The organism is Rhizobium sp. CIAT894 (genome assembly GCF_000172795.2).
Taxonomy (GTDB): domain Bacteria; phylum Pseudomonadota; class Alphaproteobacteria; order Rhizobiales; family Rhizobiaceae; genus Rhizobium.
On the sequence record NZ_CP020947.1, the window covers coordinates 1,227,163 to 1,250,036 of the forward strand.

The 22,874-nt window shown below is 62.7% G+C and carries 21 protein-coding genes and 1 pseudogene; 13 read left to right on the forward strand and 9 right to left on the reverse strand.

Going from position 1 to position 22,874, the window contains the following annotated elements:
* Positions 1–94: 94 nt before the first annotated feature.
* Entirely contained in the window at positions 95–2,434 is a 2,340-nt protein-coding gene (locus RHEC894_RS06105) for a glucose/quinate/shikimate family membrane-bound PQQ-dependent dehydrogenase (protein ID WP_085736626.1), read from the reverse strand.
* Positions 2,435–2,638: 204 nt separating this feature from the next.
* Positions 2,639–4,141: a protein adenylyltransferase SelO gene (locus RHEC894_RS06110; protein ID WP_085736627.1), complete on the reverse strand. Its 1,503-nt coding sequence runs from the start codon at positions 4,139–4,141 to the stop codon at positions 2,639–2,641.
* Positions 4,142–4,396: 255 nt separating this feature from the next.
* Here RHEC894_RS06110 and RHEC894_RS06115 point away from each other — a divergent pair, with 255 nt between their 5' ends.
* Positions 4,397–5,875, forward strand: coding sequence for an MFS transporter (locus RHEC894_RS06115; protein ID WP_085736628.1), 1,479 nt, complete (start codon positions 4,397–4,399; stop codon positions 5,873–5,875).
* A 34-nt stretch (positions 5,876–5,909) separates the two neighbouring features.
* Here RHEC894_RS06115 and RHEC894_RS06120 read toward each other — a convergent pair whose 3' ends face one another.
* Positions 5,910–6,428 carry a DUF1697 domain-containing protein gene (locus RHEC894_RS06120; protein ID WP_085736629.1) on the reverse strand — a complete coding sequence of 173 codons (519 nt, stop codon included), beginning with the start codon at positions 6,426–6,428 and terminating at the stop codon, positions 5,910–5,912.
* A gap of 232 nt (positions 6,429–6,660) precedes the next feature.
* Positions 6,661–8,769, reverse strand: a complete 2,109-nt coding sequence (locus RHEC894_RS06125; protein ID WP_085736630.1) for a S9 family peptidase — start codon at positions 8,767–8,769, stop codon at positions 6,661–6,663.
* 254 nt (positions 8,770–9,023) lie between these two features.
* On the opposite strand from RHEC894_RS06125, the gene RHEC894_RS06130 reads away from it, so the two are divergent.
* From RHEC894_RS06130 to RHEC894_RS06140, 3 genes are all read left to right on the forward strand, one after another.
* A complete protein-coding gene (locus tag RHEC894_RS06130; protein ID WP_010069440.1) occupies positions 9,024–9,413 on the forward strand; it encodes a DUF930 domain-containing protein in 390 nt (129 codons plus the stop codon).
* Positions 9,414–9,512: 99 nt separating this feature from the next.
* Positions 9,513–10,310: a polysaccharide deacetylase family protein gene (locus RHEC894_RS06135; protein WP_010069441.1), complete on the forward strand. Its 798-nt coding sequence runs from the start codon at positions 9,513–9,515 to the stop codon at positions 10,308–10,310.
* Positions 10,311–10,396: 86 nt separating this feature from the next.
* The gene (locus RHEC894_RS06140) at positions 10,397–10,951 is read left to right on the forward strand and encodes a PH domain-containing protein (protein ID WP_085736631.1); all 555 of its coding nucleotides are present in this window, start codon (positions 10,397–10,399) and stop codon (positions 10,949–10,951) included.
* Positions 10,952–10,964: 13 nt separating this feature from the next.
* Here the strand turns inward: RHEC894_RS06140 and RHEC894_RS06145 are convergent, their stop codons facing one another.
* Both RHEC894_RS06145 and RHEC894_RS06150 read right to left on the reverse strand, forming a co-directional pair.
* On the reverse strand, positions 10,965–12,263 hold the full coding sequence (locus RHEC894_RS06145; protein WP_085736632.1) for an FAD-dependent oxidoreductase: 1,299 nt from the start codon (positions 12,261–12,263) through the stop codon (positions 10,965–10,967).
* An 18-nt stretch (positions 12,264–12,281) separates the two neighbouring features.
* A complete protein-coding gene (locus tag RHEC894_RS06150) occupies positions 12,282–13,448 on the reverse strand; it encodes an AI-2E family transporter (RefSeq protein ID WP_085736633.1) in 1,167 nt (388 codons plus the stop codon).
* Between the two features lie 214 nt (positions 13,449–13,662).
* Between RHEC894_RS06150 and RHEC894_RS06155 the strand changes: the two are divergent.
* Positions 13,663–13,935: pseudogene (locus RHEC894_RS06155) on the forward strand (hypothetical protein); the annotation flags it as partial.
* Between the two features lie 38 nt (positions 13,936–13,973).
* On the opposite strand, the gene RHEC894_RS06160 reads toward RHEC894_RS06155, so the two are convergent.
* Positions 13,974–14,939, reverse strand: a complete 966-nt coding sequence (locus RHEC894_RS06160; RefSeq protein WP_206427898.1) for a VOC family protein — start codon at positions 14,937–14,939, stop codon at positions 13,974–13,976.
* Between the two features lie 186 nt (positions 14,940–15,125).
* On the opposite strand from RHEC894_RS06160, the gene RHEC894_RS06165 reads away from it, so the two are divergent.
* From RHEC894_RS06165 to RHEC894_RS06180, 4 genes are all read left to right on the forward strand, one after another.
* Positions 15,126–15,545, forward strand: coding sequence for a universal stress protein (locus RHEC894_RS06165; protein WP_010063341.1), 420 nt, complete (start codon positions 15,126–15,128; stop codon positions 15,543–15,545).
* Positions 15,546–15,662: 117 nt separating this feature from the next.
* Entirely contained in the window at positions 15,663–16,331 is a 669-nt protein-coding gene (locus RHEC894_RS06170) for a hemolysin III family protein (RefSeq protein ID WP_085738873.1), read from the forward strand.
* A 53-nt stretch (positions 16,332–16,384) separates the two neighbouring features.
* A complete protein-coding gene (locus RHEC894_RS06175) occupies positions 16,385–16,924 on the forward strand; it encodes a GNAT family N-acetyltransferase (protein WP_085738874.1) in 540 nt (179 codons plus the stop codon).
* Between the two features lie 170 nt (positions 16,925–17,094).
* Positions 17,095–17,796, forward strand: a complete 702-nt coding sequence (locus tag RHEC894_RS06180) for a pentapeptide repeat-containing protein (RefSeq protein WP_085738875.1) — start codon at positions 17,095–17,097, stop codon at positions 17,794–17,796.
* 318 nt (positions 17,797–18,114) lie between these two features.
* Here RHEC894_RS06180 and RHEC894_RS06185 read toward each other — a convergent pair whose 3' ends face one another.
* Together RHEC894_RS06185 and msrB are read right to left on the reverse strand one after the other, a co-directional pair.
* Positions 18,115–18,642, reverse strand: coding sequence for a GNAT family N-acetyltransferase (locus RHEC894_RS06185; protein WP_085736635.1), 528 nt, complete (start codon positions 18,640–18,642; stop codon positions 18,115–18,117).
* A 79-nt stretch (positions 18,643–18,721) separates the two neighbouring features.
* Positions 18,722–19,135, reverse strand: coding sequence for a peptide-methionine (R)-S-oxide reductase MsrB (gene msrB, locus RHEC894_RS06190; RefSeq protein ID WP_085736636.1), 414 nt, complete (start codon positions 19,133–19,135; stop codon positions 18,722–18,724).
* Between the two features lie 189 nt (positions 19,136–19,324).
* Between msrB and RHEC894_RS06195 the strand changes: the two genes are divergently transcribed.
* The 4 genes from RHEC894_RS06195 to RHEC894_RS06210 all read left to right on the forward strand — a co-directional run bounded on the left by RHEC894_RS06195 (position 19,325) and on the right by RHEC894_RS06210 (position 22,815).
* The gene (locus RHEC894_RS06195; protein ID WP_085736637.1) at positions 19,325–19,540 is read left to right on the forward strand and encodes a hypothetical protein; all 216 of its coding nucleotides are present in this window, start codon (positions 19,325–19,327) and stop codon (positions 19,538–19,540) included.
* 115 nt (positions 19,541–19,655) lie between these two features.
* Positions 19,656–22,019 carry a putative monovalent cation/H+ antiporter subunit A gene (locus RHEC894_RS06200; RefSeq protein WP_085736638.1) on the forward strand — a complete coding sequence of 788 codons (2,364 nt, stop codon included), beginning with the start codon at positions 19,656–19,658 and terminating at the stop codon, positions 22,017–22,019.
* The gene (locus RHEC894_RS06205; protein WP_010068036.1) at positions 22,019–22,438 is read left to right on the forward strand and encodes a Na(+)/H(+) antiporter subunit B; all 420 of its coding nucleotides are present in this window, start codon (positions 22,019–22,021) and stop codon (positions 22,436–22,438) included. Before RHEC894_RS06200 ends, RHEC894_RS06205 begins: the two co-directional genes overlap by 1 nt.
* A complete protein-coding gene (locus tag RHEC894_RS06210) occupies positions 22,438–22,815 on the forward strand; it encodes a Na+/H+ antiporter subunit C (protein WP_010068037.1) in 378 nt (125 codons plus the stop codon). Before RHEC894_RS06205 ends, RHEC894_RS06210 begins: the two co-directional genes overlap by 1 nt.
* Positions 22,816–22,874: the final 59 nt, after the last annotated feature.

The window sequence follows — 22,874 nt, forward strand, 5'->3', positions numbered from 1 at the left end:
TCCTTGCCGCATCGGCTCCCCCACCCTCCGTCGTCCTCGGGCTTGACCCGAGGACCCACGGCCAAAAGCACTACGTTGAGAGGGCAGCCTCCGGTCACGGCAGCGTATAAGCAATCACATAATCGCCGGGCTTGGTGCCCACAGAGCCGTGGCCGCCGGCGACCATGACGACAAATTGTTTGTTGTCGTCAGTCGTATAGGTCATCGGCGTCGCCTGGCCGCCGGCGGGAAGGCGGGCCTGCCAGAGTTCTCGCCCGTTCGTCACGTCGTAGGCGCGCAGGTAGTTGTCGACCGCGGCTCCCAGGAAGGCGACGCCGCCCTTGGTCAGCATCGGCCCGCCGATGCCGGGCACGCCGACCTTGAAGGGCAGGGGCAGCGGCGTCATGTCGTGCACGGTGCCGTTCTTGTGCATATAGGCGATCTTGCCGGTGCGCAGATCGACGCCGGCGACATAGCCCCATGGTGGCGCCTGGCAGGGGATCTTGAGCAACCCGAGGAAAGGGCCCATGAAGACGCCGTAGGGTGCGCCGTCATTGCGGTTCAGCCCCTGTTCGCTGCCCTTCTCGTCCTGGCCTCTCGGCGGAATATCGGCAGCCGGCACCAGGCGCGAGGTGAAGGCAAGATAGGTCGGCATGCCGAACATGATCTGCCGCTCCGGATCGACCGCCACCGAACCCCAGTTGAAGGTGCCGAAATTGCCGGGATAGACGATCGTGCCTTCCAGCGACGGCGGCGTGTAGCGGCCCTCGTAGCGGTAGCGGTGGAAATCGATGCGGCAGGCGAGCTGGTCGAACAGCGATACGCCCCACATGTCCTTTTCCTTCAGCGGCTCGGGCGAGAAGGTGAGGTCGGAGATCGGCTGGGTCGGCGAAGTATGATCGCCGGTGATCGCGCCGCCGGGTGCGGGAATTTCCTTGACCGGGATGATCGGCTCGCCGCTGCGCCGGTCGAGCACATAGAGATCGCCCTGCTTGGTCGGGCCGACGAGGGCGGGAACCACCGTGCCATCCGGCTTCGTCAGATCGATCAGCGCCGGCTGGGCCGGCACGTCCATGTCCCAGAGATCGTGATGCACGGTCTGGCGCACCCAGCGCAACTGGCCGGTGGCGATGTCGAGGGCGACGATCGAGGAGGAGAATTTCTCGACATTGTCGCTGCGGTTGATGCCGAGCTGGTCGGGCACCTGGTTGCCGAGCGGGATGTAGACCATGCCGAGGCCCTCGTCGACGCTTAAGACCGACCAGCTGTTCGGTGAATTGGTCGTATAGGTCTGGCCGGCGGCCAGCGGCGTCGTCACGTCGGGATTGCCGGAATCCCAGTTCCAGATCAGCGCGCCGGTCTTGATGTCGAAGGCGCGGATGACGCCGGATTGCTCCTCCGTCGAATAATTGTCGTTTACCGCCCCGCCGACGATGATCTTGCCGGCCACCGCGACGGGCGGCGAGGTGGAATAATAATAGCCGGCCGGATTGTAGCGCATGCCGGTTTCCAGATGCAGCACGCCCTGGTCGGCAAAGCTCGTGCAAACCTTCCCGTCCGCAGCATCGAGCGCAATCAGCCGGGCGTCCGATGTCGGCAGATAGATACGTTCGGCGCAGGGCTGGCCGGCGGCAACGGTTGATTCGGCATAATAAGTGACACCGCGACAGGTCTGGTGCTGCCGGTTGGGGTTCATGCCCGAATTGGCGTCGTATTTCCATTTCTCCTTGCCGGTCTTGGCGTCGAGCGCGATCGCCCAGTTGTGCGGCGTGCAAAGATAGAGCGTGTCCTTCACCTTGAGCGGCGTCACCTGATAGGTCGTTTCGCTGATATCATCCGGCCGTTTGACGTCTCCGGTCTGGTAACGCCAGGCTTCCTTGAGGGTGGAGACATTCTGAGCGGTGATCTGGTCGAGCGGCGAATAACGCTGGCCGAAAGGCGTGCGGCCGTACTGGTGCCATTCACCATCAGGCACGCTGCCACCGAAGGCGGGGTTGGCGGCGACCTTGTCGGCCGGCAGCTCGCCGGCGAGATCGTGCGGGTCCGTCGTCATCGAATAGACGGCGACGAGGATGGCGAGAATGACAGGCACGGCGAGTGGCCAAGGATTGGCGCCATAGGTGAAGCCGGTCGGGCTGCGCAGGCCGAGCGGCCGGCGGATCCACGGCGTCAGCAGCCAGAGCCCGAGCAGGATGATCATGCCGCCGCGCGGACCGAGCTGCCACCAGTCGAAGCCGACCTCCCAGACCGCCCAGGCGAGCGCCATGATGACGAGCGCCGCATAGACCCAGAGCGCCAACGCCTTGCGCATCAGAAGCAGCCCGGCGGTGATCAGGAACATTATGCCGGCGAACAGATAGAAGATGCTGCCGCCGAGCGTGACGAGCCAGAGCCCGCCGCCGCCGAGCGTCAAACCGATGATGATGAAGAAAATGGAGGTGATGACGATCGCCATAAGGGCTGTCTCCCGCTTGATTTAGCCGGGTGGAGGTCGGCGGAAAACCCCGCCGATCAGGCAGATAGCGCGAAGGAGATGCCTTTCAACGGCAGCATTTGCCGCAGGCCGTCGTCACGGTACGGTTGTATCGGGCCAGGCCGCAGGGGCGGATGGCGGTGTATCTGGCTGCCGGGTTGCTGCGCGCAAACGGAAAGGTCGCGCTCACGTCCCGCAGAAGGTCGCAAGCACCCGTTCGTTCGGCTTCGGCGGTTCCAGATAGGCGGCAAAGCCCGGCTGGTCCTCATAGGGCTTGGAAAGAACGGCGAGCAGCGCTTCGAATAGCGAGAAATCGCCGTTCTCGACAGCGGCCTCGATCGCCTGCTCGACCCGGTGGTTGCGCGGAATGAAGGCGGGATTGACGCGGCGCATGGCAATGCTGCGCTGGGCCTCGGTCTGCGGATCGCGGGACAGCCTCTCGCGCCATTGTGCAAGCCAGGTGCCGCAGGCCTCCGCTTCGCGGAAACTTGCCGCAAAGGCGGGCTCTGCGGCGGCATCGCCGGCAAGATCCGACAGTCGCCGGAAGGTCAGGGTGAAATCGGCGCCCTGCGCCTGCATCAGCGACAGCAAGGCCTGCACCAGTTCGAGGTCGCCGTCCTCTTCGCCGGCAAGCCCGATTTTGTCTCTCATGCCGGCCAGCCAATGCGCCTGGAAGCGTTCGCCATAGGCGCGGATCACCCCATTCGCCTTGTCGACGGCGCCGTCCGGCTCTTCGTCGATCAGTGGCAGCAGCGTTTCGCCGAGCCTTGCAAGGTTCCACTGGCCGATGCCTGGCTGATTGGCATAGGCATAACGGCCATGCTGGTCGATCGACGAGAAGACGGTCGCCGGGTCGTAAGCATCCATGAAGGCGCAGGGGCCGAAATCGATCGTCTCACCGGAAACGGTCATATTGTCGGTGTTCATCACGCCATGGATGAAGCCTATATGCAACCAGCGAGCGATCAGCGCCGCCTGGCGCTCGCAGACCGCCTCGAACAGTGAGAGATAGGGATTGTCAGCCGCCTTCAGCGCGGGATAGTGCCGGTCGATCACATAATCGGCGAGCGCCCGCACACCCTCGGTATCACCCCTTGCCGCAAAGAACTGGAAGGTGCCGACCCGGATATGGCTGGCCGCGACGCGGGTGAAGACCGCGCCCGGCAGCACCTCTTCGCGATAAACAGGCTCGCCCGTCGTCACCGCCGCAAGCGCCCGTGTGGCGGGAATGCCGAGCGCAAACATCGCCTCGCTGAGGATATATTCGCGCAGCACCGGCCCTATTGCCGCCCGTCCGTCGCCGCGGCGGGAAAAAGGCGTCGGCCCGGCGCCCTTCAGCTGGATGTCGAAGCGCCTGCCGCCACGGTCGACCACCTCGCCGAGCAGGATGGCGCGCCCGTCGCCGAGCTGCGGCGAGAAGCCGCCGAACTGATGACCGGCATAGGCCATCGCCAGCGGTTCGGCCCCTTCGGGAACGAGATTGCCGGAGAAGATCGCAGCGCCGTCGCGGCGCAGCGTCTCGACGTCGAGCCCGAGTTCGGCGGCCAGCGGCTCGTTCAGCTTGATCAGCCAGGGCTCCGCCACCGGCGTCGGCACTTGCGGCGCAAAGAAGCGCTGCGGCAAGCCGGCATAGCTGTTGTCGAACGGAAAGGCCGCACGGGGCCGATTTGTCTCGAGGGCGGAGGTCATGCTTCATAGGTAGGGCCGGGGCGTCTGCGGCGCAAGCCGCTCATGACCGCTGAATGAGCTTCACGAAGATCAGGCCGATGCAAGCAATCGTGATCCGCCTTTACCTCTCGTCAAAGCAGCTTTGCCATAAAGGACATAGCGCCGCCATGATCTGAGGCGTATAGCAAATCGTCTCCCCTTGGCCTTGTGCCATATCATCTCCGCGGCCTTGCTGCCTCGTGTGCTCCGCCGCGTCACCGCGAGTGATTCCGGACGATGTCGGATCAGATTTACCAGGCGCCGATGGTTCGGCGCGCCGCGCCCAATTTCCGGGTGATCGCGATGATTATCGCGAGTGCGATGCTGATGGAAAATATCGACGCGACCGTGCTGGCAACGGCGCTGCCGACCATGGCGCGCGATTTTGCCGTCAGCGCGCCGGCCATGTCGATTGCGCTCACCTCCTATCTCCTCAGCCTGGCGATCTTCATTCCGGCGAGCGGCCGGATGGCCGACAGTTTCGGCTCCCGCACCGTCTTCCGCGCGGCCATCGCCGTCTTCGTCATCGGCTCCATCCTCTGTGCGCTGGCGCCGACCCTGTCCTTCCTGGTGCTGGCGCGGCTGCTGCAGGGCATAGGCGGCGCGATGATGATGCCGGTTGGGCGCCTGGTGCTGATGCGCAGCGTCGCCCGCAAGGATATGGTCAGCGCCATGTCCTGGCTGCTGGTGCCGGCGCTGATCGGCCCGATCGTCGGCCCGCCGCTCGGCGGCTTCTTTGTCACCTATCTCGACTGGCGCTGGATCTTCTACATCAACGTGCCGATCGGCATCATCGGCATGATCTTCGTCTCGATCTACATCGACGAGGTGAAGGGCAAGGCAAGCGGGCCGTTCGATACGATCGGTTTCGTGCTCTCCGGCATTTCGCTCGGTTCGCTGCTCTTCGGCTTCGAAATGTCGAGCCACGAGGGCGAGGGCGCCTTCTCGATCTTCCTGATCGCCCTCGGCCTCATCTTCGGCATCGCCTATTTGAGGCATGCCCGTCGGCATCCGTCGCCGATCATGGATTTCTCGCTGATGAAGGTGCCGAGCTTCGGCACGTCCGTCATCGCGGGTTCGCTGACCCGCATCACCCAGGGCGCGCAGCCCTTCCTGCTGCCGCTGCTCTTCCAGATCGGCTTCGGCCTGTCGGCCGCCGCGGCCGGCCAGATCGTCATTGCCACAGCACTTGGCGCGCTCGCCATGAAGCCGATGGCGAAGTTCGTCTTCAGCCGGCTGGGCTTCCGCCGCAGCCTCGTCCTCAACGGCATCTTCGGCACGGTCGGTTACGGCCTCTGCGCCGCCTTCCGGCCGGACTGGCCGATGCCGCTGATCTTCGTCGTTCTGGTGCTCAGCGCCTTCTTCCTGTCGTTCCAGTTCACCGCCTATAACACCATCGCCTATGACGAGATCGACAAGGAGCGGATGAGTTCGGCCACGAGCTTCTACACCACCTTCCAGCAGCTCATGCTGTCGCTCGGCATCTGCATCGGGGCCTTGGCACTGCACGGCTCGATGGCCTTCAACAATGTCGAAACGCCGTCGCTGGACGATTTCTCCACCGCCTTCGTGGTCGTCACCCTCATCTCGATCACCGCGACGATCTGGAACTTGCGCTTCTCGCCGACCGCCGGCGAGGAGATCAGCGGCTATAAGGCCAGAGGGATAAAGGTGCCGCTGGAGGCTGACGCGACGCGCGTGAAAACAAAGGCTTGAGGTCCCTCGCTTGAATCAAATTCTGCGCCGGCCCTCAGCCTTCCATCGAAGCCGCCATGTCTGCGAGCTTGCGCACGGTGTTGAGATTGCGCGAAGTTCCCGGCTTCAGCGCCGGCAGTTTCAGCTTCGAGCGGCCGGACCCACTGGGATAGTGCACATAGATTTCGCGGGTCCCGAGCTTCACTTCCTCGCCATCGGGCGCCACCATTTTATCAAGCGCATCGGCCGGTGGCTTTTCGGGCAGGAAATAGACGAGCAGAAAATTCGGTTTGGCATCGGGAAAGGGTGCGTTCGCGGCAATGGCGGTGAGCTCCTTGCGGGTCCGCACCGTCACCCCCGGCCGCTTGCCCATCTTCTGCCCGAGCGCCGCGTCGAGCTTTTCCTCCACCGCCGTTGCGGAATCATCCGAGCGGAAGAGTACGTTGCCGCTCTGGATGTAGGTTTTCACGTCCGTGAAGCCGAGGTCTTCGCAGGTCGCCTTCAGCTCGGCCATCGGCAAGGAGCCGGTGCCGCCGACGTTCACGGCACGCAGGAGGGCGATGTAGACTGCCATTTGTTTCTCCCTCGGCTGTTGTGCCGTGGTAGCCCCCCTCTGCCCTGCCGGGCATCTCCCCCACAGGTGGGGAGATCACAAGTGGCCAAACCTTCGCATCCGTCTACCGTTTCGCCATGCTGTGACGTCAATTGTTTGAGGAAGCCAGTGAGCCCAGCCAATCTCCCCACCTGTGGGGGAGATGCCCGGCAGGGCAGAGGGGGGTACCTCCACGGCACACCCTATCAACCCCTCACATCTTCCCCGCCACCTTGATCGCAAACGCATACTCGAACGCAATCTCCTCCAGCCGCTGGAAGCGACCGGACGCGCCGCCATGGCCGGCATCCATATTCGTCTTGAGCAGGATCGGCGCTTCACCGGTCGTCTCTTCGCGCAGCTTCGCCACCCATTTGGCCGGTTCCCAATAGGTGACGCGCGGGTCGGTCAGGCCGCCGAGCGCCAGGATCGGCGGGTAGGGTTTTGCGCCGACATTGTCATAAGGCGAGTAGGCTGCGATCTGCTCGTATTCTTCTTTGCTGTCGATCGGGTTGCCCCATTCCGGCCATTCCGGCGGCGTCAGCGGCAGCGTATCGTCCAGCATGGTGTTGAGCACGTCGACGAAGGGAACGGCGGCGATGAGGCCGGCGAATTTTTCCGGCGCCATGTTGGCAACAGCGCCCATCAGCATGCCGCCGGCCGAGCCGCCTTCGGCGATGATCTTCGCGTAGGAGGTGAACTTCTGTTGATTCAGATAATCGGCGGCGGCGACGAAGTCCTTGAAGGTATTCGTCTTCTTTTCCATTTTGCCGTCTTCGTACCAGGCAAATCCCTTGTCCTTGCCGCCGCGGATATGGGCGATGGCATAGACGAAGCCGCGGTCGGCAAGCGACAGACAATTGGTGTTGAAGCTGGCCGGAATGGTGATGCCGTAGGCGCCGTAGCCGTAGAGCAGACAGGGGGCGGTGCCGTCGAGCGGCGTATCCCTGCGATAGAGCAGGGTGACCGGCACTGTCTCGCCGTCCCAGGTCGGGGCGAAGACGCGGCGGGTGACGTAGTCGTCGGGATTGTGGCCCGACGGCACCTCCTGTGTCTTTAAGAGCGTGCGCTCGCGCGTCACCATGTTGTAGTCGTAGAGCTGCGACGGCGTCGTCATCGAGGAATAGGAGAAGCGGATGATATCCGTATCGTATTCCGCAGCTCCCGAAAGCCCCAGCGAATAGGCTTCCTCGGCAAAGGCGATCGCATGTTCCTCGCCGGTCGCCCGATCGCGGATCATGATCTGCGGCAGCCCGTCCTTGCGCTCCAGCCACAGGAGATGGCGGGCATAGGCCATGTGGCTGATGATTAGCGTGCCGGGCTTGTGGGCGACGACTTCGCGCCAGTTCTCCTTGACCGGATTGTCGACCGGCGCTTCCATGATCTTGAAATCCTTGGCGCCGCCGTCATTCGTCAGGATGTAGAAGACGTCGCCGCCCTCGGTTAGCGAATATTCGATGCCTTCCTCGCGCGCCGCCACCAGCTTCGGCTCGGCGGTGAGATCCTTGGTCGACAGCAGCCGGTATTCACTGGTCTCGTGGTCGTGAATATCGATATAGATGACATCGTCAAGCAGCGAGCCGCCGACGCCCATGAAGAAGCCGGCATCGGCTTCCTCGTAGACCAGCCGGTCTTCCGACTGCGGCCGGCCGATAACATGGTGGAACACCTTCGACGGCCGGTGGTTCTCGTCGAGCGCCGAATAGAAGAAGCTCTTGCCGTCGGGCGCCCAGACGCCGCCGCCGCCGGTATTCTCGATCACGTCGTCGAGATCCTGGCCGGTCGACAGGTCGCGGACCTTCAGCGTGAAGAACTCCGAGCCCTTGTCGTCATAGCCCCAGATGCCGCAGCTGTGGTCGCTCGTATGGTCGAGGCCGGCGAGGCGGAAATAGGCCTTGCCTGATGCTTCCCTGTCGCCGTCGAGCAGTACCGTGCGGATCGTCTCGTCGGCGACGTCGCCGTCGCGGGTGATGCGGAAATAACGCGGCTGCTCGCCGCCGGTGACGTAGAAGGTGCCGTAGGCATAGGCGCCGTCCTTCATCGGCACCGAGCTGTCGTCTTCCTTGATGCGGCCGCGCATTTCGGAAAACAGCGCCTTCTGCAGCGGCTTGGTGTCCTCCATCGCCGCGTTCATATAGGTATTTTCGGCTTCGAGATGCTGGCGGATCTCGGGGTCGAGGATCGACGGATCCTTGAACATCGCCTGCCAGTTGTCGGCGCGCAGCCAGGCATAATCGTCCGTGCGGGTAATGCCGTGGCGCGTATCGGAGACGGGCTTCTTCGGTGCGGCGGGCGGTGTCGGCAGGCTCTTGAAAACGGACAAGGAATTGGCTCCGGTAGGAATGTCGGGTTGGCAAGAGATAGAGGCGCGCCGCCGCCGGATCAAGCGGCAAGGCTGCGCCAACAGTGCGGGTCACCTTCCACAGGCAAGGAGGCGGCTCTGCCCGCTTTGCCTTGATGTCACCACAATATTTAAGAATGTCCGCTCTCGCTGAGCGAAATTTGCACATGCCAAGCCCCCGGCAAGCTGCCCGGGGCAGGGTGAAGAATGGACAACAGTAAGGGATTTTCTCCACAATGCCGAAACGTCTGCTCCTGTTCGTATCCCTCCTTGGCCTTGCTGCCCCCGCCTTCGCCGTCGATCCCGCCATCAAGAAACAGCTGGAAAAACTCGATCCCTCGACCCGGCTGGAACAGAGCTGCGACACCGAGGCGATGAGCCGCATCAACAATGACAGCACCGGCTTCAAGCCCGACAAGGTGATCGCCTATACGTTCAAGGATCCCGTCGCCGGCGACAATTCGCTGCAGGCGCCGGGTGCGGTCTTCCGCAGCAAGGGCGACTGGTACCATCTCTCCTACAATTGCATCACCGGTCCGCAGCATATCAACGTGCGTGAGCTCGATTACCAGATCGGCGACAAGGTGCCGCGCGAGAAGTGGGACAAATATTATCTCTACGATTGATGCCGTGGATTGTTCGGGCGGCTGCGGTGACATCCAGCCACATGGCACCATGCAAGAACACCCGCTAAAATCGACGGACCCAATCGTAGAAGCCCCGATATGAACCGCATCCTTTTCGCTTCGGCCTTCCTCCTGGCCGCGATATCAGCCGCATCGGCGGACGAATTGCCGTCTGCGCCGCTGATCTCGGCCGCAACAGTTCCGGTCTCGAAGTCGCCGGCGGTAAAACTCGTCGAGCCGCATCTGCATATCGCCCGCTCCAACCTCGCCGGCCATGCCCGCATCGCGCTGACTTTCGATGCCTGCATGGGCCAGGCGGATGAGCGCATTCTTTCGACCCTGGTGCGGGAACGCATCCCGGCGACGATCTTCGTCACCGCCCGCTGGCTGAAGCGCAATCCCGCAGCCCTTGCCGTCTTCCTGGAGAATCCCGATCTCTTCGAACTGGAAAATCACGGTCAGAACCATATCCCGGCCGTCGACACGCCCACGCTGATCTATGGCATCGCGTCGGCCGGCTCGGCCCAGGCGGTAAAGCAGGAAGTCGAGGGTGGCGCTGCGGCCATGGTTGCATCAGGCATTCCCGCACCCCACTGGTTCCGTGGCTCCACGGCCAAATACGACCTTTCCGCCATCGCCGAGATCCGCGCCATGGGCTATCGCATCGCCGGTTATTCGGTGAATGGCGACGGCGGCTCGCTGCTCGGCGCAGCGATCACCGAAAAGCGCATCGCTTCGGCCAGGGACGGCGACGTCGTCATCTCCCACATCAACCAGCCGACCCATGCGGCAGGCGAGGGGGTGGCGAAGGCGCTGGTTGATCTGAAAGCCAAGGGCACGGAGTTCGTTCGCCTGGAGGATGTCGAGGATATGGGCGACGACAAAACGACGGAGTAGAGCCTCCGAATCTCTCTGCTTGTTTACCCGCAGAAATCGAATAATGCTGTTCTTGTTTGTTCGGTTGAGGGGACGTAGGGGAACGCATGTTTCGTGCGATTTGGGATGTCGAAAGTGAAATTCGAAATGAGCTTCATCCCGCGGAAGTGATTGTTTGGACAGGGCAGCCAACTGCCTGGGGAACTTTCGTTTTTAAATGGCCCGACGTGTTTCTTGGCGTGCTCTTCTCGATCCTGGGTTCCATTTTGCTGTTGCCGGCAGATAACCAGGTTGTCAGCATCGATAAGCCAGCTGGAATCATGGGCATCATATTCCCCGGAATTTTCGCGCTCATTGGCATCGCGGCTATCGCGCGCGTGGTTTTCGAGGTGATTGCGACAAGTCGAACCGCTTACGCCGTCACCGATCGCAGGCTTCTTATCATCCGAAATATGATCAGGCGACGCGTGACGACGATAGCGCCGACAGCCATCAACGTTGTGGAGGTCAGGGAAAAATGGGATCGCTCAGGAACCCTCACTTACCGTCGGGAGGGAGACGGAGATAGTGTCAAAAAATTCGGCTTTCTCGGTATCCCAGACGTTCGCGAAGTGGCCAAGCACGTTGAAGAATTGCGGATGACGGGAAAACAAGCGAGCTAGACCAACTGAAGTTTCAGTGCCTTTGGCTTTCCGTCACGTTTCGATGAACGCCCGAATGGAAACGCGCCAACCCCGGCCCATCCCGATCAAGCGCAAAATCCTCGAACCAGTCGCGATGCATGCCGGCCAACATCGCGCCGATCATCTGGGCTGCGAGGTAGGAAAAGGTGATGCCGTTCCCGCCGTAGCCGTAGGCTGCGAACACATGCGGCATCTCGGGCACCGGGCCGATCAGCGGCAGGCCGTCGGCGGTCTCGCCGAAGGTTCCGCACCAGGCGTGCTCCACCCGCGTATCCGCCTTCGGCCATAGCCGCTTCATCTTTTCCTGGATTGCCATGGTCTTTGCCGGCAGCTTGCGGTCGCGCATTTCGGGATCGATTGTGCCATCATCCTCACCGCCGGCAACGATGCGGTTGTCGGCTGTCGTGCGCATATAGAGATAAGGGTGGTTGTCTTCCCAGATCAGCGCCCTGTCGCGCCAGAAATTTGCCGGATCCTGCGGCACGGTGGCGAGTGCCCAGCTCGAACTGACGCGGTGCAGCTTCGGCATGTCGAAGCCCGGCATCGAATAGCCGGTCGCAAGCACGACATGGCGCGCCTCGATGAGGTGGCCTTCGTCCGTCTCGGCCGTGACATGATCGCCTTCGCTGTGAAGCGCCGTCACGGACGCCTTTACCAGCCGCGTGCCGCGCCGAACGGCCATGTCGATCAGCGCCCAGGTCAGGAGCAGCGGGTCGCACTCCGCCGAACTCGGCGAAAAGATCGCCGCATCCCGGTCGATTTCGAACTGGGTGAAGAGATCGGGATGTTCGAGATAGACGCCCGGCAGACCCGCCCGACGGCGAAGCTGGCGCTCCTCCAGAAGGTCTCGCGCGCCTTCGCGATTGCCGGCAAGATAGAGCGTGTTGCGTGACCGGAAGCCGCAGGCAATTCCGTTTGCGGCAATCAGCTTGGAAAGGCCGGCGACCGCCGCACCACTGCGGCGGTAGATGCCGGCCGCGCGCTCGAAGCCGTAATAATCCTCAAGCTCGGTCAGCGTGCTGTCGATTTCCCATTGCAGCATCGCTGTGCTCGCCGACGTGCTGCCGAAGCCGGGCTCCTCCTGGTCGATGATCACTACGGAAAAACCACGCGCCGACAGATGTTCGCCCACCAATGCGCCGGTGATGCCGCCGCCGATCACCGCCACCTCGGCGCAAAAACTCTGTTCGATCGGCCGCCATTGCGGCCGCATGCCGCTTTTCCCCCAGAGAGATCGGCCGCTGACCATCTGGTCGTGATCGGATTCGTTGAGGTCGAGATCGGATGCCATCCACGCCTCCCGTTCGGTTCACTTCGGCAATTGCGGCTGCGGTTTTTCCTCGATCAGCAGTTCATCGATAACAGTCATGACGATAAGCGACAGCGGCAGTGCCAGCATGGCGCCGACCGCACCCCACATCCATGTCCAGAACAGGATGGCGAGGAAGACGATGAAGGGATTGATTTCCAGCCGCCGTCCCATCACCGCCGGGAAGATCAGGTTCTCCATGAGAAGATGCACGGTGAAGAAGGCCGCGGCCGGCATCAGCCCGGTGAACAGGCTGTCATAGGTGAGGATGCCGGCGATCGCGACGGCAAGCGTCATCAGCGTGATGCCGAGATAGGGGATGAAACTCGACAGGAAGGCGAAGAAACCCCAGAGCACCGGCGCCGCCAGCCCGCTGGCATAGGCGATGATCGTCATGACCACGCCGAGCCCGATATAGATCAGCGAGGCTGTGGCGAAATAGAAGCCGAGCACCTGTTCGACGCCATTGATGACGCGGATTGCTGCCAGGCGCTGCGTGCGGGTGCGGAAGGTCATGATGATTGCCTTGCGCAGGTTGACCCGGCTGGCGAGGAACAGCAGCAGCGCCGCAAAGAAGATCATCCCCTGCACCAGTGCCGGCGTCAGGCTGGTGGTCACCACATGCAGCACATTGCCGGTGTTTTCGATCAGCGCTCCGATCGACATCGGCCCGCTTTCGAATGTCGCCGGCGTGATGTGCAGCCATTGAATGCGCTCGAGATAGGGCATGACGCGGTTGATGGTCCGCTCGGCAAAAGCCGGCGCTTCATTGGCGAACGCCACCAGCGGACCGGCGAGCGAGTTGACCAGCAGGAAGATCACCAGCGCGACGCAACTTGACAGCAAGACGGCGTTGGCAAGCCGCGGCACGCCCATTTTGCTGAGGTTTTCCGCCGCCATGCCGAGGATCATGCCGACGACGACGGCAAGCGTGATCGGGATGAGGATCAGCGACATCATGTAGACGGCGGCAAGGCCGAGTATGGCGAAGATGCCGATGATCGCCCAGGCCATGCTGATGTCGAGCCCGTCCTTTTCCAGCCGGTGCAGCGGCGGCGGCGGCAGCTCTTCCGCCGTCTCCTTCAGCGTCTGCGCCCAGGCGCTGGTGTGGCGTTCGCCGATGGCGATCTTCTTTGCATGTTTGCGGATGCCGTTGGCGATGCCCATGCGGTGAGGTCCCCGAAGCCCCATTGCTTCGCGATGGAAACGCGCTGATGCGGTTCCGGTTCCGCCCGGTTGCCGCCACTGCCGCCGGCATGACGTATTTCCTGCAGCGCAGGCGGGCGCGGTCACCGTCGACAGCATCCCGCATGCAATTTGCGATCCGCTGCCGGAACAAGTTTTCGCCTGCCGGAATTCGCCCTGGGCAGCAGTTAAAACGATGACCGCAGATCCCGATCAGACGAAATCCACCAAGGCCTACAGCACCGACCCGCCTTATGCCGACGAGGCGACGCTGAAAGCTGCCGAACAGCGGCAATGGTGGGGTTGGACGGTCATCTTGGCGGGCCTGGTGGTAGTGATCATCGCCGGCGTCAGCGTCGCGATCTGGCCTGACCCCAGTCAAAACGACCCGGCAGCCACGGCGTCGACCAAGCCGGATCCGATCAATACGCAGCCGTCCGGCTCCGGCACCTTTGACGATAACCCCGCCGGCACCGAGAAAGTCCAATAGCGGCCGATGCGTGGGTATCAGGCCGACAGCGTCAGGCCGATGCCCCAGGGATCCCTGAGGAAGGTGCCGCCGTCGCGCTTCTCGCTCTTGATCTCCAGTTCGTCGAGCTTGGCGACCGCCGCATCCAGCGTCGCCTTGTCGTTGAAGCGGATCTTGTAGTCCGACAGTCCGGTCATGTTGGCGGCGCGTGCCGTTGCGCCCCGGCTGTTCCAGATATTGGCGGCGATATGGTGATGGTAGCCGCCGGTGGCAAAGAAGCTCGCGCCCGGACGGCTCGCCATCAGCTTGAGGCCGAGCACGTCGCGATAGAAGGCGTCTGCTTTCGGAATATCGCCGACCTGCAGATGCAGGTGGCCGATCGCCGTTCCCAAAGCCATGCCATCCCAGCGGTCTTCGGGTGCGCTGTCATAGAGCGCCTGCAGGTCGAGGCGCAGCGTTGCCATATCGACCATACCGTCCTGATCGAATTTCCATTGTTCGTGTGGCCGATCGGCATAGATTTCGATGCCGTTGCCTTCGGGGTCGGAAAGATAGATCGCCTCGCTGACCAGATGGTCGGAGGCCCCGTCGAGCACGACATTGTTATGGGCTGCATGGCGCAGCCAGCGGGCCAGCTCGACCCTGTCAGGCATCAGGAAGGCAGTGTGGAAAAGGCCGGCGGCGTTGCGCGGCGCGATCGCGGCGTTCTTCGCTGTCGTCAGCGTCAGCAGCGGCTGCCCGCCGGCGCCCAGCACTTCGCCGCTCGCCGTCTTCTCGATGACCTTCAGGCCGAGCATCGATTGATAGAAGCCGGAAACCAGGCCGAGGTCGGTGACGACGAGGTGCGACTGGTCGACATAGGCGGGCCGCGTCAGCGCATAGGAAGTTTCGGTCGTCATGGATTGTTCTCCTGCCCTTGATCCGGCCTGTAGAATGGAAGGCGTACCGGCGGTGGCGGCAAAAGTGCCGCCCGCAGCAAGCCCGAGGAAGTTTCGCCGGTTCATTCGCCTCTGTCTCCTCGGTTGCCGTACTTGAGCTCTATATGGCGCATTCGGATTGTTCACAGAAGACACGTTTTTGAGGATGAAGCGTTGAGGAATTGTTGACGATGACTTGCGCCCACTTGATTGCGATCAATGCGATCATATCTTTTTAGAGGAAGCTTATGCATCGCAGTCATGGAGGGAGCCATGTATAGGAAGATCATCGTCGCGGTGGCGCTCGGCGGCATCGAAAAGGGAGAGAAGATCCTCCGCAAGGCGGCGTCTCTGCTCGACGCCGGCGGCGAGATTATCGCCCTCAACGTCATCGAGGATATACCGACCTATGTCGCGGTCGAACTGCCGGCCAATATGGTCGAGGACGCCATGCAGGATAGCCGCGACCAGTTGGAAACGCTGGTCGCCACGACCGGTATTGCGGCAACCGTCGAGATCCGCAACGGCCCACCCGCCAAAGCGATCATCTCGACCGCCGAAAGCCACGGCGCCGACCTGATCATCGTAGCCTCGCATGTTCCGGACTTTTCCAACTACTTCATCGGCGCCACCGCCGACCGGGTCGTGCGCCATGCCAAGTGCTCGGTGCTGGTCGACCGGCAAAAGATCTGAGTGCGGCAGGTCTTGCGGCCTGTCACGAAGATTTACCACCTGTGCGCTTAGCCGCAGTTGCGCACCCGTCTGTTCGATGAGACGATTGCAGGCGGGGTCCAAAACGGATTGGCGCGCATGGCCGAGTTCAACGGTATTCGCTGGGTTTACGACAAATATGAACTGATCGCCGACGGCATCGTCCATGGCGTCGGCCTCGTGCTGGCGCTGATCGGCGCCACCGTGCTGATCTTCTATGCCACGCTCTGGAGCTCTTACGGCGCGCTCGCCGCCGCCTGGATCTATGGCGTCGGGCTGGTGCTGACGCTCGCCATTTCCTTTTCCTACAATGCCTGGCCGGTGTCGCCCACCAAATGGTACCTGCGCCGCTTCGATCACTCGGCGATCTTCCTGCTGATCGCGGCGACCTACACGCCCTTCCTCCAACGCGGCGCCGACGATCCGCTGCTCTTCTTCATGCTGGTGGCGATCTGGCTGTTCGCCGTCGCCGGCATCGTGCTGAAATGCGTCTTTCCCGGGCGTTACGACCGTCTAGCCATCCTGCTTTACCTCGCCATGGGCTGGAGCGGCGTGCTGGTGGCCGGGCCCGTCGCCGCGCGCATTCCATCCGCTTCGATGCTGCTGATCGTCATCGGCGGCGTCATCTATTCGCTCGGCGTCATTTTTCATGTCTGGGAGAAGCTGCGCTTCCAGAACGCCATCTGGCATGGTTTCGTCGTTACCGCCGCAGCCGTGCATTATTCGGCCGTCTTCACCTGTTTCAGCCTGTCGGCGCCGGGCGTTTGACACGAGCTGTTCCCGAAGCCGCCGTTTACATCTTCGGGAGCGGGGCGTATGCCATCCCGGCAGTCAATTCGAGCCGGGCAATCATGACAGACGCCGTTCTCCTCCGCGACGCCAGCGAAGCTGATCTTTCCGCCATCCGCGATATCTACAATCACGCCGTCGAACACACGACGGCAATCTGGAACGATACGCTGGTCGATCTCGACAACCGGCGGGAATGGATGAAAGCGCGCAAGGCGCGCGGCTTTCCGGTCATCGTCGCCGAACTCTCGGGCAAGGTCGCGGGCTACGCCTCCTACGGTGATTGGCGGGCCTTCGACGGCTATCGCCACACGGTCGAGCATTCCGTCTATGTCGACAAGGATTGCCGCGGCGCCGGCATCGGCGAGCGCCTGATGCGGGAGCTGATCGTCCGGGCCGCGGCCGGCAATATCCATGTGATGATCGCCGGCATCGAGGCTGAGAATACCGCTTCGATCCGGCTGCACGAAAAGCTCGGTTTCCGCATCGCCGGCCGATTTTCCGAGGTCGGCACCAAGTTTGGCCGCTGGCTTGATCTGACCTGCATGGAGCTCCGTCTGCCTCAGGCCTGATCCGGCAACTCCCGGCAACCCTTTGTGAAGGGCGCTCGCCATCTTTTTATTGTAGTCTGAGCTGTGTAAGAAAGGGGAGGCAGCCTGCTTCGCGAGAGGCGGCTTCAGAACGGCATGCTCGAAACCGTCGTGCCCGAAAATGCCCGAATGTCATGGAGGTGAACAGTTCAATGGCAATGCACGCATCGTCGCTCGGTCTCCTTGCCCTCGTCCTTCTGGCATTTCCGCCGGTTGCCGCCCGGGCCGCCGATTGCGGCAGCCTGGCCTCGCCGAAGCTCGACTGGCAGGAATGCACCAAGAAGAACCTGATGCTGCAGGGCAGTGATCTCGAAGGCGCCAACCTCTTCGGCACCGATTTCTCGCTGACCGATCTCGCCGGCGCCAATGTCAAATCCGCCAATCTCGAAAAGGCGACTTTGGTGCGCGCCTCGCTCGAGGGCGCCCACGCCGAAGGCGCCAACTTCGCCAAGATCGAGGCCTATCGCGCCAGCTTCGCCAATATTGCCGCCGAAGGCGCGTCCTTTGCCGGCGCCGAGCTGCAGCGCGCCAATTTCGCCGGCGCCCGGCTTGCCGGCGCCAGCTTCGAAAAGGCGGAGCTCGGCCGCGCCGATTTCGACAAGGCGGTGCTGACGGGCGCGAAATTCGCTTTCGCCAATCTCTCCCGTGCCGATCTCTCCAACGCCACTTTCGAAGGCCCGGCGATATTCGAGCGCGCCTTCATGTTCCTGACCCGCATCGAAGGCCTTGATCTCTCGGCCGCATCCGGGCTCGAACAGGCCCAGATCGACCTCGCCTGCGGCGATGCCTCGACCAAACTCCCTGCCGGCCTCTCCACCCCGACAAGCTGGCCATGCCCTGCCGAGCACGAGTGATCGGGTGGGGTTTGGCCGCGTCGTCGAGTTGGGTACCGTTTCCTGGGATTCTCTAGATTTCCCCACTCTCCGTCATCCTCGGGCTTGACCCGAGGATCCACGCGACGAGCACTGCAGGAGAGGCGGAGCGATCCAGTCGAGGCTGAAGAGCGAGCCACGATCTTCGAGATTTCCGCCACCGCGCATGGATGCTCGGGTCAAGCCCGAGCATGACGGAGGTTGAGGGCGAAGCGCGGAGTCCCTCGCGCAATTCCAGCCAAAGTGCCGCATCGGGTTTCTCCGAAAGCATCTGAAAACAAACGGAGAAGTCAGAAAACCCTATGACTTCTTCGTAATATAGAGGTGGAACTCCACTTTGTCTCCATCTGAGCCCGCGGCTTTGACGAATGTTTCCCGCCGCCGATGCACCCGTTCCGCGACCCGTTGCGAGCGAATGTTGTCGGGCCTGACGATGGAGACGATGCGCGCACGGCCGAGGGCTTCAAGCGCGTAGTCCCGGCAGGCGCTCGCCGCCTCGGCCGCATAACCCTTGCCCCAGTGGTCGCGCCACAGGTGGTAGCCGATCTCGGGTTCCAGCCCTGCGGAGGTTTCCTGCAACGTGATGCCGCAATCGCCGAGCAATGTGCCGCTCTGCCGGTCCGTCACCGCCCAGAGGCCGAAACCGTGATTGGCATAGCTGTCGAAAGCGAGCCTCTGAAACCAGCTTCCGGTTTCGTCGAAGCTCTTGATGCCGGGGTAATAACGCATGCATTCGGCATCACCGAAAATGCGATGGAGAAACGGCAGATCGGCAAGCGTGATCTCACGTAGTATCAGCCGGTCCGTCCTGAGAATACCTCGCGCCATCAGCCTTCTTCTGCCCGTTGGATCACCAGTCCATCAGCGGCTCATCGCATCGGGATGAGCCGCTTGCTGCGCCGAACGCCTATTCCCCCGGCTCGAACACCATGGCATGGCCGTTGATGCAGTAGCGCAGGCCGGTCGGCGGCGGGCCGTCGGGGAAGACGTGGCCAAGATGGGCTTCGCAGCTGCCGCAGCGGATTTCGGTGCGCACCATGCCGAAGGCCGTGTCGCGATGTTCGGTCACCGCATCGGGTGATACCGCTTCGAAATAGCTCGGCCAGCCGCAGCCGGCATCGAATTTGGTGTCGGAGCGGAAAAGCGGGGCATTGCAGCCGACACAGCGGTAAAGCCCGGTCTCGAAGGAATCCCAGTAGGGGCCGGTGAAGGCGCGCTCGGTGCCGTGCTGGCGGGTGATGCGATATTGCTCGGGGGTGAGCTGTTCTTTCCATTCCGCATCGGTCTTATGGATCTTGGCGGTGGTTGCAGTTTCGGACATGCCATGCTCCTTTCGCCGAGGGGCGGTTCCGTTTTGCGAGAAAATGTGGTGCGCCGTCTCCGATTCATCAAGCCTTGGGCACCATCCCGCCCAATTCGCCGTGTACCGCTTTTTGGGGAGGACGCTTGCTCTTACATCCGTTAGGGGTTTTCTGTTAGGGTTAATGTTACGTGTATTGGGGAATCACTGGTGTTTGAAGCAGCAATCGTCCTGCTCTACGGCCTCGTAGCCGCAGCCGCCATGGCGGTCACGCTCCTGGAGGGCTGGGCCAACCATGACGGCTTGACGTTCCATCGTCTGGCCGGGCTTTTCGCCTGTTTGCTGTGGCCGCTGACGCTTGTGGTCTTCGTCCTGCACGGCTGCGTCGTCCGGCTGCTGACGCGTCGTTCCCGATCGGCCGCTTGATTACGTCGAACATCGCCTGCGGCCGAAATCGCTTGAGACGCCCTCCCGTTTCGCCTAAGTCAGAAGACGGGCCGGTTTTCGCCGGCGCTTCGTTTATCGCGGTTGGGGAGGAGACATGGCCGATGTCACGGCTCTGACATTTCTGGCCCTGTGTCTGCCGCTTGCCGGCGCTCTTGCCGCCCCCTTCGTCATCCGCATCTTCGGCGCCAACGGCGCCTGGCTGCTGGCGATCGCGCCCTTGCTGGCCTTCCTGCATTTCCTGCGTTTCATTCCCAAGATCGCGCGCGGCGAGGTCGTCACCGGCGGTTATGCCTGGGTGCCGAGTTTCAATCTCTCCTTCTCCTGGTTCCTCGACGGCCTGTCGCTGGCTTTCGCGCTGCTGATCACCGGCATCGGCACGCTGATCGTGCTTTATGCCGGCGGCTACCTCAAGGGACACAAGGATCAGGGCCGCTTCTTCTCCTTCATCTTCCTGTTCATGGGCGCCATGCTCGGCGTCGTCGTTTCCGACAGCTTCCTGATGCTCTTCGTCTTCTGGGAACTGACATCGATCACCTCCTTCCTGCTGATCGGCTTCGATCACGAGCGAGCGGCGGCTCGCCGCGCTGCCCTGCAGGCCTTGGTGGTGACCGGCGGGGGAGGGCTCTGTCTGCTTGCCGGCCTGCTGCTCCTCTGGAACATCACAGGCGTCACCCGGATGTCGCAGCTCATGGGATTCGGCGATCTCCTCCGCGAAAGCCCGTTCTATCTCGCCGTCCTCATCCTGGTCCTGGGCGGCGCCTTCACCAAGTCGGCGCAGTTTCCATTCCACTTCTGGCTGCCGAACGCCATGGAAGCGCCGACGCCGGTATCGGCCTATCTGCATTCGGCCACCATGGTGAAGGCCGGCGTCTATCTGCTGATGCGGCTCAACCCCATCATGGGAGCGACCACCGCCTGGGAAATCCTTCTGCCCTTTTTCGGCGGGCTGACGCTGGTGGTCGGCGCCGCGCTTGCCGTCGGCCAGGCCGACTTGAAGCTCAAGCTCGCCTATAGCACCGTTTCCTCGCTCGGCCTGCTGGTCATGCTGATCGGTTTCGGCTCGGAATATGCCGTGGCGGCGGCGGCGCTCTATCTGGTGGCGCATTGCCTCTTCAAGGGCGCGCTGTTCATGGTCGCCGGTATCATCGATCACGAAACCGGCACGCGCGATATCACCAGGCTCGGCGGCCTGATGCGGGCGATGCCGCTGACATCAATCATCGCAGTTGCGGCGGCGTTCTCCATGGCCGGCCTGCCGCCCTTCTTCGGCTTCCTCGCCAAGGAGGAGATCTATGCGGCATTGGTCGGCGGCGATGTCCGCGCGCTGACGTTCACCGCCATCACCGTCTTCGGCAACGCGCTGATGTTTGCCGTCGCCTTCGCTGTCGGGCTGAAACCCTTTCTCGGCAAGCCGCTGGAGACGCCGAAACATCCGCATGAAGCGCCCGTCCTGCTCTGGCTCGGCCCAGCCGTTCTCGCTGCCCTCGGCATGTTTGCCGCGGTCTTTTCGAATTTCACCCACGCCGTCCTGTCCTCGCCGATCGCAGCCGCCATCCGCCAGACCCCCGCCGACATAGACATTTCGCTGGTGCTGCATCCAGGCCTGCCCCTGGGGCTCTCCGCCCTGACCATACTGCTCGGCATCGGCGTGTACCGGCAGCTCGCGCCCGCCCGCTCGGCGATGGCCCGTTTCCTCAGCGCGGCCGGGAGCGGCCCGGATCATGGTTTCGACCTTGCCGTATCGGGGCTTGTCCGCTTCGCCGGCCGGCTCACGCGTGTCCTCCAGCCGGGACGGCTGCAGATCTATGTCACCTGCACCTTCCTCGCAGTCGCCGCCGTCCTCCTCATTCCTCCTGTCGTCCATGGCGAACTGCCGCACCCTCCCGCCTGGCCCACCGATGTCCGGCTCCATGAATGGGCGGTCTTGCTGATTGCCGCCTTCGGCCTTGCGGCCGTGCTTGTCGCCCGCGACCGGCTGACGGCGATCGTCTCGCTCGGCATCCAGGGCTTTGCCGTCGCCATCATCTTCCTGCTGTTCGGCGCACCGGACCTGGCCTTCACCCAGTTCATGGTCGAAACCCTGTCGGTGGTCATCCTCGCTCTGGTCATGACCAGGCTCCGCCTCTCGCCGGGCGATCGGCGCCCGCTCGCACACAGGCTCTTCGACGGCGCGCTTGCATTGGCCTGCGGCCTCGGTTTCACGCTTCTGCTGATGCGGGCAACGCAGGCGCCGTTCAACGATGCGTTGACGCTCTTCTTCAACGCCTATTCGAAATCGATCGCCCACGGCGCCAATGTCGTCAACGTCATCATCGTCGATTTCCGCGGCACGGACACGCTAGGCGAAATTGCCGTCGTCGCGGTCACCGGCCTTGCCATCCTGGCGCTGATCCGCATCCGCGCCGGCAGCGAGCGCAAGCTTGCCGCCAATGATCCCACGCTGGAGGCGGAGGGCTGATGAACACCCTGATCTTCCGGACCATCGCTCCGTTCCTCACCACGCTGATGCTGCTTTTTTCGGTTTTCGTGCTGTTGCGCGGCCACAACGAGCCGGGCGGCGGTTTCATCGGCGGGCTGATCGCCGCCTCGGGACTGGCAATCTACGGCATTGCTCTCGGCGTCGCCGCCGTTCGCCGGGCGCTGTTTTTCCATCCGCTGTCGATTGCCGGCTTCGGCCTGCTGCTGTCGACGGCAGCAGGTCTTCTTTCCCTGTTTTTTGCCGTTCCTTTCATGACCGGCCTCTGGATCTATCCCAATCTCTTCGGTCTCGAAGTGCCGCTGTCGAGCGTCATGCTCTTCGACGTCGGCGTTTATCTCGTCGTCTTCGGGGCCATCACCTCGATCGCCCTGGCACTGGAAGAAAAGGAGATGGAATGATGGAGCCGCTTCTTTCGATCCTCGTCGGCCTGTTCTTTGCCGCCGCCATCTATCTCCTGCTGTCGAAATTCACGATCCGCATCATGCTCGGCATCGCCATCCTCGGCAATTCGGTCAACCTGCTGCTCTTTACATCAGGCCGGCTGACGCGCGAAGTGCCGCCGATCATCCCGGCGGGCCTCGACAGCCTGCCCGCCGGCGCGGCCAACCCGCTGCCGCAAGCCCTCATCCTGACGGCGATCGTCATCTCCTTCTCCTTCCTTGCCTTCCTGCTGGTGCTGACCTACCGCGCCTATCAGGACCTCGGCACCGACGACACCAGCCAGATGCGCGCCGCCGAGCCCGACGACCGGCCGCTGCCGCCATTGGGGTATTGATGCGGATGTCGGCGCGGATGTTTACCCCCCTCTGCCCTGCCGGGCATCTCCCCCACAAG